This is a genomic window from Rothia sp. HMSC078H08 (assembly GCF_001808955.1).
Taxonomy (GTDB): Bacteria; Actinomycetota; Actinomycetes; order Actinomycetales; family Micrococcaceae; genus Rothia.
The window spans coordinates 120,385-131,053 of the sequence record NZ_KV795257.1 but is presented as its reverse complement, the minus strand read 5'-3'; the positions used below and the strand labels follow the sequence as shown (position 1 = coordinate 131,053).

Below are 10,669 nucleotides of genomic sequence, written 5' to 3'. Positions count from 1 at the left end.
GGGGGGGGGGGGGGGGGGGGGGGGAGGCGCCCGCCCGGTGACGAAACCGCTTGCGGGTCGCGTGGAAGCCCGTATAGTGGGAACTGTCAGCGGTACCGCACACCGCCCGCACCTACCATGAGCACCCTAAGAGGTGTCGCACATAGCGGGGGGAAAAAACGCGAGAGCACCGCCGATACACACCACACAACCACCGATGGTTTACCGGGAACATTCCATACACCCCCATGTATCCGGTGAACCGACCACGAGCTAAGGACCAACGATGAGCCAGCCGAACTTCCCGCCCGCCCGACTCTTTGACGCTTTCGCCAAGCCCGCCTCCACAGAACAGTCCGCGAAGAAGGGACTGCTCGGCAAGCTGGGCCTGGGCGAATCCTCAGAGGAAGACAACTACACGACCGTCATGCTGGTCGGCTTCAACTCCGCGAAGGAACCCCCGGGCAACGGTGAGGACGCCCTCGACGTGATTCACCGCGCGTTCGACCCGTGCGATGAGAGCCCCGGCTTCGACATGGACGACTTCTACGACTATGCCTCCGTCGCCCCGCAGCTGCTGAACAACGACGACTCCGAATCCACGGTTCTGGTCTGGCCCAAGATGTTCTACAACATGGTCACCATTCCGGAGCGCCGCCTGCGCCTGCTCGTGGTGACCGGCCCCGCCCCGAGCCTGTGCCTGCAGCGTTTCATGAACCGCTTCTTTAAATACGTGAAGAAGCTCCACGTGGACCACGCCATCTTCGTCGAGACCTTTGAAGATCAGGTGGCGCACACCCGCCCGTACCCGTACACGCTGACCACTCACGACGAGAAGCTGGCGGCGATCCCCGGTATTCTGCACGAGTATTTCACCGGTTCTACCTCGGTGACGATGGCGATGTCTGCGCTCGCCGCCGAGCACGGCCTGCCCTCCTCGGTCATGCTGCGTATGAGCATCCCGGGGTATCTGAGCTTTGACCAGCAGAACCCGCGCGCGGTCGTGAGCCTGATCGAGGCGCTGGAGGTCATCCTCGGTATCAAGGTCGAGTCTGAGGAGTACGACCGCCTGCGCACCCACGCTGATGAGTGGGAGGCGGAGCTAGCCGAAGAAATGGCGAAGGACTACGAGAAGGTTGAGCTGGTGCGTGAGATTGAGCAGAAGATGGATTCGACTCTGCGCACTGTCTCCGGCGAGGTGATTGCCGAGGATATTGAGGGCTACCTGGATTCCCTCAACGGCGCATCCGAGGCCGAAAACCCGGCAGACGGTGGTGCGGGAGTCGCGGAGGATTCTTCGGAACGTTAGGTCCGTTCGCACATATGGCGCGGGTATGGGAAAATGATAGGTAACTATGCCCATACCCGCAGCCAGCATCTCGAAAGGATGATGTGATTGGCACCCATGTCGAAGAACCCGCCCGTTCCGGCGGCGACCGACCCCGCGATTATTCGCAACTTCTGCATTATCGCCCACATTGACCACGGTAAGTCCACCCTCGCAGACCGTATGCTGCAGGCCACCGGCGTGGTTGCCCCGCGCGATATGAAGGCGCAGTACCTGGACCGCATGGACATTGAGCGTGAACGCGGTATCACCATTAAGTCTCAGGCTGTGCGCATGCCCTGGGATGTTGACGGCACCTCCTACGCGCTGAACATGATTGACACCCCCGGCCACGTGGACTTCACCTATGAGGTGTCCCGCTCCCTGGCTGCGTGTGAGGGTGCGCTTCTGCTCGTGGATGCCGCCCAGGGTATTGAGGCTCAGACCCTGGCGAACCTGTACCTGGCGATGGAGAACGACCTGACCATCATCCCGGTGCTGAACAAGATTGACCTTCCCGCGGCTCAGCCGGATAAGTACGCTGAGGAGCTGGCGAACCTGATTGGTTGCGAGCCGGACGAGGTTCTGCGCGTATCGGGTAAGACCGGTGAGGGTGTTGAGGCTCTGCTGGACCGTATTGTGGAGGCGATTCCCGCCCCGCAGGGTGACGCATCCGCCCCGGCGCGTGCCATGATTTTTGACTCGGTGTACGACTCGTACCGCGGCGTGGTCACCTATGTGCGTGTTGTGGACGGTAGCCTGCAGCCGCGTCAGAAGATTAAGATGATGTCCACCGGCGCTGAGCATGACCTGCTTGAAATCGGCGTGATTTCCCCTGAGCCTGTGCCCTCGAAGGGCCTGGGCGTGGGCGAGGTGGGTTACCTCATTACCGGTGTGAAGGACGTGCGTCAGTCGCGTGTGGGTGATACCGTCACTTCCGCCGCGAAGCCTGCGCAGGAGTCCCTGGGCGGTTACGAGGACCCCAAGCCGATGGTGTTCTCAGGCCTGTTCCCGATTGACGGTTCGGACTACCCGGCGCTACGTGACGCACTGGATAAGCTGAAGCTTAACGATGCCGCGCTGATTTACGAGCCGGAGACTTCTGCCGCTCTGGGCTTCGGTTTCCGCTGTGGCTTCCTGGGTCTGCTGCACCTGGAGATTGTGCGTGAGCGCCTGGAGCGCGAGTTCAACCTGGACCTGATTTCGACCGCGCCGAACGTTATTTACGACGTGGTGGATGAGGCTGGCAACGCTAAGCGCGTGACCAACCCGAGCGAATTCCCCGAGGGTAAGGTCGCGACGATTCGCGAGCCCATGGTGGCGTGTACGATTATTGCCCCGAGCGAGTACATTGGCGCGATCATGGAGCTGTGCCAGTCCCGCCGCGGCCAGATGGGCGGCATGGATTACCTGTCCGAGGACCGCGTGGAGATGCGTTACCGCCTGCCCCTGGCGGAGATTGTGTTCGACTTCTTCGATCAGTTGAAGTCCCGTACCCGCGGTTACGCGTCGCTGGACTGGAAGTTCGACGGTGAGGAAGAGGCTGACCTGGTGAAGGTCGACATCCTGCTGCAGGGTGAGAAGGTGGATGCGTTCAGCGCCATTACTCACCGCGATAAGGCGTACTCGTACGGTCTGATGATGACTTCTAAGCTGCGTGAGCTGATTCCTCGCCAGCAGTTTGAGGTGCCGATTCAGGCGGCTATCGGTTCGCGTATTATTGCCCGCGAGAATATCCGTGCGATGCGTAAGGACGTTCTTTCGAAGTGTTACGGTGGCGATATTTCGCGTAAGCGTAAGCTGCTGGAGAAGCAGAAGGAAGGCAAGAAGCGCATGAAGATGGTCGGTCGTGTGGAGGTTCCTCAGGAAGCCTTCATTGCGGCACTGTCTTCGAGCGAGGAGAAGGAAAAGAAGAAGTAGCCTTCTCAGCTCTTCCGATGTAGGCGGCGTGCTCTATCCCTAAATGGGGGAGGGGCACGCCGCCTTTTCTGTGCCCCGACTGGTATAGGTTGCTTGGCGATAGGTAATCAGCCATATTTGATATTCATTAGGGATAACATGTGTTACCCCTTGCCATGGTGCTGTATGAAAGAGTAGAGTTAGCGTGGGTGTAGCACAGATGATTACACCTAAGGTTTCCATTCAAAGGAGAAACTGACATGGATATTTCCGCAGGTGAAAGTACCATCGGCAAATTCCTGGGTAATGCAGAAGAGATACTCTATATTCCCCGATATCAACGCTCATATTCGTGGACTAAAGAAAACCTAAAAGATCTCATTAACGACATCGAAAACTCGAAACATACAGATAATGATCATTTCATTGGGGCAATCATTCGATGCGGGAGAGGCAATGATTCACAGTGGGATATTATTGATGGTCAGCAACGTTTAACTTCGATATCTATCCTCCTTGCAGCTTTGAGGGATGTTCATGCTGAAAAGTCTTCGCATGAGAATAAGAAAAATGGATCCATTCAAAGATATCTTACCCCAAATGATTACATGGGAAAAGTGTATTATAAAATATCTCAAGAAATCGGCGATGAATGTTTTATAGATAACTATAAGTTGATTGTCGAAGACAAAGATGAGGATGAGCGTAAAGCTGGTTTTACAACGACTACTGACGCAGGGCAAAAGGTCATTGATGCTTATAATTATTTAAAAGATGAAATCAGGAGAATTATTTCCGAAGATATACCTGTTGAAAAAATTGCTGATTATAGAATTGAGTTTTCTTCAGATGATACTCGGGAAATTCAGGTCAGACTATTTTTAAAGAAAATTCTTCATATAAAATTTGTAGACATTCATATGAAAAATATAGTAGAAGCATATAGGGTCTTTAATACATTGAACTCTCGAGGGGTAGACTTAAGACAGTCAGATCTCATTAAGAGTCATATTCTTGGTCATCTTCATCACGAAAATGGCGTAGACGTGAATAGGAAGAAGTGGGAGTCTATAGTTAAAACGATTGTAGAAAATAATAATAAAAAAGATTCTACAAAAATGTCAGAGGATGATTTTTTCTATCACTACCTGGTCTCTAGGGGAGACGCCCCAGGGGCAAAAAAACGTACGTCTGCTGAATATGAGCGTATGGTTAAAACCTTTGACGACGCCGATGCTCTTCTAACAAATCTTGCATATGAGATTAATCTTTATCGAGTTATATTTGACCCTGACTATAAGGTTCCAGGAGAATCTCAACGTAAAAGAAATAATGCAACCTGGAATGAATCGTTAAAGGCTCTAAATAAATTTGAGCTGAGTCAGCCGCATCCGCTTATATTTGCAATTTTAAGGCGATACTTTAATGATAATGATAAAGCGGTAGGAACCAAGGCTGTAAATAGAATTTTTGCATTAATGGAAAATTCTCATTTTATACTTACGGCCATTCATGGAGAGTCTGGAAATAAATTTACAAATACATATAATAGTCAAGCGAAAAAAGTATTCAATCTCTCAAGAGAATCGGGTGAGTCCGTGGGAAACATGCAGATTGATGAAGTTTATGAGGAACTTAAGAAAAGATATAGTAACCTGATGAAAAATTTGACTCAAGAAGTTTTTGTTAACGAATTCGTTGATAAGATGGACTACTCTAAAGATTCAGGGAAAATGAAGTATTTCCTCAAGAAGTATCAACCGGAAACTTTGGGGAAGCCAGGAGATGATCTGACTGTAGAGCATATTGTAGCGCAGGAAAAAATAGATAAAATAGTAGAAATACTATGTGAGAACCTTTCGAAGGAAGATAAAATTAAAGAGAGGGAAAGGGTTCATAAAATGATTCATTCACCAGGTAATTTAATTATTCTGCGATATAATGATAATCAGGGTGTTGAGACTGAAGATATAAATAAAAAGATTGAGTTCTATGGAACACTGAGCTATGCTTCTACTCTTCCTGCTGAAATTTCTGAATTTAAGAATTTATCACTTGAAGGCGCTGATAAAACTATAATCAATAAAATTTTCCAGAAAATTGATGAAAGAAGTAGAAAAATGGCAGAGGTCGCCTATGCAGAAATATTCTCAATTGAAGATAAGTCTGTTAAGAATCCTTAAAATTTTTGACTAGAATATATAGCGGAGTGTGCTGGTATCAATAAAATAGTATCAGCGCACTCCGCTTTTAAGGGAAATTATTGATCCTTGATTGCTGGAAGGATTCTACTAAGGAGGGAGCACAGATGATGGTTAACCTCCTATTGAAATGGTTGATGTATCCTATGTAAGCAGGATAAGCATCGGGATAGATGAGTTTAATTATTACAGAATTATATGTTTATAATTTATTCTTATTTTCAAAGCAGGATTCATATTCCTGCACCCTAATGTAATCCCCATGTTGTAGCAACAATTTACTACACACTAGGAGGCAGAATGCCCGCCCAGCCCACCGGCGCCCCCGCACCCCGCGACGGGCGCATCCCCGCCACCAGCGCAGCAGGATGCGAAACCCGCGACTTCAGCCTCTACGTACACATCCCCTTCTGCTCCGTACGCTGCGGCTACTGCGACTTCAACACCTACGCCACCGAAGACTTCGGCGACGGCATCGGCCTCGGCACCTACGCCGACGACGCCATCGCGGAAATCCTCTTCGCCGCCCGCACCCTCGAGGCATCCGGCGTCGCAAAACGCCCCATGCACACCGTCTTCTTCGGAGGCGGCACCCCCACCAAACTGCCCGCCCGCGACCTCGTACGCATTCTGCAGGCAGCCATCGACGTATTCGGCCTCGTCGAAGGCGCAGAAGTCACCACCGAAGCGAACCCCGACTCCGTCACCCGCGAAGACCTGCAAACCCTCAAGGACGGCGGCTTCACCCGCGTCTCCTTCGGCATGCAGTCCGTCGTACCCGAGGTGCTACAGGTACTCGACCGCACCCACACGCCGTCGAACGTGCCGAAGGTCGTCGCCTGGGCCAAGGAGGTCGGCCTGCAGGTATCCGTGGACCTGATTTACGGTTCGCCGGGGGAGAGCCTGCAGCAGTGGGAGCAGAGTGTTCGCGCCGCCATCTCCTACGAGCCGGACCATATTTCCGCGTACTCGCTGATTGTGGAGGACGGCACCAAGCTTGCCGCGCAGATCCGCCGCGGCGAGTACACCATGCCCGACGAAGACCTCATGGCGGACATGTACCTGCTCGCCGAGGAGCTACTCACCGAAGCCGGCTACAACTGGTACGAGGTCTCCAACTACTCGCGCAGCGAGGACACCCGCAGTGACCACAACCTCGCCTACTGGCGCAACCAGGACTGGTGGGGCATCGGTCCCGGCGCGCACTCGCACGTGAACGGTACCCGCTGGTGGAACGTGAAGCACCCGGTGCCGTACGCGCAGAAGGTGCGTGCGGGGGAGTCCCCGACGGCGGCACGTGAGGTGCTGGACACCGCCACTCGTGCGTTTGAGACGATTATGCTCATGATCCGTGTGCGTGAGGGCTTGGCGATGCGCGAGCTGCTCGCCGTGCACGATGAGGCACAGCTGGGCGCCTCCCTGCGCTGGCTGGTTTCTCAAGCTCTGATTGAGCCTGATGCTTTAACTTCTCAGGCTGAACCTGACCCTGAAGCTCACGTGCGCCTGACCCTCAAGGGTCGCCTGCTGGGGGACGCGGTGACCCGTGAGCTGCTCCCGGAAGTCTCGGAAGAGCATGAGGAGCACTAAGAAATACCGCGTGATAAGGGGCTTTTCAGGTGGGGCTGTGCCTTGGCTCAGATCTGTCGTAGCTCCGCCTGAGCCCTGTTCCTGCTACCGCCTGCGCGCGGCGTACACCCCGGAATCGCCGTAATATTTCGGTGATTTCGGGGCGTTTTTGTGGGTTCAGAAAAACTTTTAAAAAAATTTTCGGGGCTGTTTGGGGGAGCGTCAGGGGAGCACTAAATCTTACACGGGCGTGCTAATTGTTCGCATTTGTGCTGGACTAGCCGAAAGAATTTTCCGCTCTTTCATACCACTTTGAGGGTGCGTATTTTTCGAATACTTTCCCGGGAAAAATTTTCCCAAAACACCCAATTTCAAGTTGTGGTTGAAGGTTACGCTGTGCCATAATAGGTCATGGCAGGACGGTATATGTCTAACAGCGTGTTCTCGTCTTTGCTGAAGTTGAGTGAATACGGTTGTGGGCTCCTGGTAACAGGGGCCCACGATCGTTTAACAACGATTATCTACAGCACCATTCGGTAGAGTTTGCAGCAATTCACGCGCACTAGGCAAAGAAGCCCCACTTAAACACGAAAACGCCCCGCACACAACGTGCGGGGCGTTCAGTGTAAAAGCTATCAGCGCGGTTTAGGACCGGCAGTTCTTAGGACTCTGCGGATTCTGCGTTCTCGGTGGAGTAGAAGCGGTCCAGCAGGCGCGGGTTAATGCGGTAGCTGTACGGCTCACCGCGGTTCACCTCAATACCGGCTCGGACAGATGCAACCGCCATGAACAGCCACACGAGCGCGCCCAGAACCATGGCAGTGTTGCCCATGCCGGGCAGGAAGGACAGTACCCACAGCGCCACCAGAGCAATGGAGGGCAGGAGGGTGAAGTTCATCGCCTCGCGAGCTTCCTGCTCAGCGAAGGGTGCGTTATTGCGGCTGACGTAGAAAACCGCAGCGGAAGGGATGATGCCGAGAATACCGCCGAAATGCGCAAGAGTCGCACGGTTGCGGTCCTGAATCACGCTAATCTTACGGGTTTTCTGAGGCCCGGTTGCCGGGCGAACATCGTTAGTCACGAAAATCCTGGTTCGATAGAAGTTTCTTGTGGTGATCACCTAAGCCGGTGGAAATACCCTCCGAGGAGGTGAATCGTTTGAGCGGTGGTGACCTAAGAGTGTAGTGATGGCGCAACATAAACCCACAGGGGCAATGCCACACGCTCAACTATTGTACCGCTTTAGGGAACAAAACCCACAGGATAATGCCCTCGAGGGAAAGGTTCTGAGCAAATTCACACCTGCGCCCGCAGACGGGGGCGCAATAGCGGGTTTCCGTGTGGTTAGGCACCCGGTTCGGTCAGAAAATCAATGAGCGATTCGACCGGGCCGAGCAGCGTCGGATCCAGGTCAGCGTAGGAGTCAACGCGAGAGAGGATGTGCTTCCACGCCTGCGCCACATCCGCCTGCGTTTCGTGCGGCTGACCCAGACGACGCAACGTACCCTTCTTGAAGTCCTCACCGCGCGGCACCTGCGGCCACGCCTTCAAACCCAGCACCGAGGGCTTGACTGCCTGCCAAATATCGATGAACGGGTGGCCCACAATCTTCACGTGCCCGGCGGCACCCGGCACGGCAAGCGCCTCCGCAACGATACGCTGCTCCTTCGTGCCCTCGATGAGGTGATCCACCAGAATACCCAGGCGGCGGCCCGGACCCGGCGCGAACTCACGAATGGCACCGGCGAGGTCATCCACGCCGTGCAGCGGCTCCACGACAATGCCCTCAACGCGCAGATCGTGGCCCCAGACCTTCTCCACGAGCTCGGCGTCGTGCAGACCCTCAACCCAGATGCGGGAGGCGCGCGCCACCCGAGCCGGGGCGTTCTTCACCGCAATAGAACCGGAACGAGAAATCGTGCGCTTCGGCTCCTTCGCCGCCACCGGGGCGACAATCTCAACAGGCTCACCCTCAATCAGGTAGCCCGGACCCAACGGGAAATTCTTCACGCGACCCTTCGCGTCCTCGAGTCCGAAGAACAGGGCACCGCCGATGCGTTCAGCCTTCACGACCTCGCCCACCCAGCCGTTAATATCCTCAATCAGCAGGCCGCGCTGCAGCGGTACTTTACGCGGGGCCGGCGCCTGGCGGCTCATGCGGGCGGCGTTTAGATCCTGGGCACCCCAGCCGTAGGGGGAGTGGTGGGTACTCAACGTATTCTCCTTTGGGGCGGTAGGGGCAGCAGAGCCAGTAGGGGCGGTGACCGCGCCGGAACCATAAGACAGAACAATCAGAGGGAACAATCAGACAGAACCGTGAGACGGAACCGGCGGGGGAACTAAAACGGGGTTCGGGGCGCACCGCAGATTAAGCGGATAGCGGGAGCGACCTCCATTCAGCCTAGCCATTGTATCGGGTCGAGGGTAGTATCCCCTAGAATTGATACGACCATTGTTGGCGGTGCACTCATCGAGCACCGCCATCGTCTCGAGAGGAAGGAAACGCATGAGCCACTACGATACTCTCGGCGTATCGAACGACGCCAGCCCCGAAGAGATCAAGAAGGCGTACCGAAAGAAGGCGCGCCAGCTGCACCCCGACGTGAACCCCTCCGAGGACGCAGCCGAAGAGTTTAAGCGCGTCACCCTCGCCTACGAGGTGCTCTCCGACCCCGAAAAGCGCCGCAACTATGACACCACCGGCGACGAACAGGGCCGCGCAGGCTACCCCGGAGGCGGCGGCTACCCGGGCGGCGGATTCAGCGGCTTCGGCGGTTTTGAGGACCTGCTGAACATGTTCACCGGCGGCGCGGCAGGTGCCCGCGGCCCCGCATCCCGTATGCGTCAGGGCCAGGACGACCTGATTACCGTCTCCATCAGCCTGCAGGACGCGGTATTCGGTGTTGAGAAGACCATTGAGCGTCGCTCCGCCGTGACCTGCAAGTCCTGTAACGGTGAAGGCACCGCAGAGGGCACCCAGCCCGAAACCTGCACCACCTGCTCCGGTCACGGTTTCATGCAGCGCCGCGTGCAGTCCATCCTCGGTACCGTCATGCAGCAGGTCGAATGCCCCGACTGCCACGGCTACGGCACCGTCATCAAGACCCCCTGCCCTGAATGCCACGGTCAGGGCCGCGTACGTGAAGACGTGCCGCTGACCTTCAACGTTCCCGCCGGCGTGCACGACCAGGCGCGTATCCGCCTGCGCGGCAAGGGCGAGGCAGGTCTGTACGGTGGCCCCAACGGCGACCTGTACATTGACCTGAACGTCAAGCGCGACAAGTACTTCAGCCGCGAAGGCGACAACCTTGTCACCACCGTGAACATCCCCATGGTTGCGGCGGCACTGGGCACCACCATCCCGCTGAAGACCTTCGACGGCGACCAGGAAGTTGCTATCCCCGCAGGCACTCAGAGCGGCGACGTGATTACCCTCAACGGCCTGGGCGCAACCGTGCTTGGCACCGAGCGTCGCGGCGACCTGCTGGTGCGTATCCAGGTGGTCACCCCCACCGACATGACCGAAGAACAGCGTGAACTGCTGCGCCAGTTCGCTTCCCTGCGCGGTGAATCCCTCACCGAAGGTTCGCAGGTCAAGTCCCGCGGCGGTCTTTTCTCCCGCCTGAAGGACCAGTTCAAGTAGGATTCCTACACCAAGCTGAGGATGCGGCGGGTGCGGTACTCAACCCGCACCCGC

7 protein-coding genes are annotated in these 10,669 nt (G+C 55.4%); 5 read left to right on the top strand and 2 right to left on the bottom strand.

What is annotated here, in order from left to right; genetic code table 11:
- The first annotated feature begins 265 nt into the window (after positions 1-265).
- The 4 genes from HMPREF2528_RS07375 (at position 266) to hemW (ending at position 6,993) form a co-directional block, all read left to right on the top strand.
- Positions 266-1,288, top strand: coding sequence for a PAC2 family protein (locus HMPREF2528_RS07375; RefSeq protein WP_070543546.1), 1,023 nt, complete (start codon positions 266-268; stop codon positions 1,286-1,288).
- Between the two features lie 96 nt (positions 1,289-1,384).
- Positions 1,385-3,226, top strand: coding sequence for a translation elongation factor 4 (lepA, locus tag HMPREF2528_RS07370; RefSeq protein ID WP_371326314.1), 1,842 nt, complete (start codon positions 1,385-1,387; stop codon positions 3,224-3,226).
- A 239-nt stretch (positions 3,227-3,465) separates the two neighbouring features.
- Positions 3,466-5,388 carry a DUF262 domain-containing protein gene (locus HMPREF2528_RS07365; protein ID WP_070543541.1) on the top strand — a complete coding sequence of 641 codons (1,923 nt, stop codon included), beginning with the start codon at positions 3,466-3,468 and terminating at the stop codon, positions 5,386-5,388.
- Positions 5,389-5,706: 318 nt separating this feature from the next.
- A complete protein-coding gene (gene hemW, locus HMPREF2528_RS07360; protein WP_070543539.1) occupies positions 5,707-6,993 on the top strand; it encodes a radical SAM family heme chaperone HemW in 1,287 nt (428 codons plus the stop codon).
- Positions 6,994-7,633: 640 nt separating this feature from the next.
- On the opposite strand, the gene HMPREF2528_RS07355 is transcribed toward hemW, so the two are convergent.
- Together HMPREF2528_RS07355 and HMPREF2528_RS07350 are read right to left on the bottom strand one after the other, a co-directional pair.
- Entirely contained in the window at positions 7,634-8,053 is a 420-nt protein-coding gene (locus tag HMPREF2528_RS07355; RefSeq protein WP_070543537.1) for a DUF4870 domain-containing protein, read from the bottom strand.
- A gap of 263 nt (positions 8,054-8,316) precedes the next feature.
- Positions 8,317-9,186, bottom strand: coding sequence for a DUF3097 domain-containing protein (locus HMPREF2528_RS07350; RefSeq protein WP_070543535.1), 870 nt, complete (start codon positions 9,184-9,186; stop codon positions 8,317-8,319).
- Positions 9,187-9,478: 292 nt separating this feature from the next.
- Between HMPREF2528_RS07350 and dnaJ the strand changes: the two genes are divergently transcribed.
- Positions 9,479-10,615 (top strand): molecular chaperone DnaJ, encoded by a 1,137-nt coding sequence (dnaJ, locus tag HMPREF2528_RS07345; RefSeq protein WP_070543533.1) that lies wholly within the window; start codon positions 9,479-9,481, stop codon positions 10,613-10,615.
- Positions 10,616-10,669: the final 54 nt, after the last annotated feature.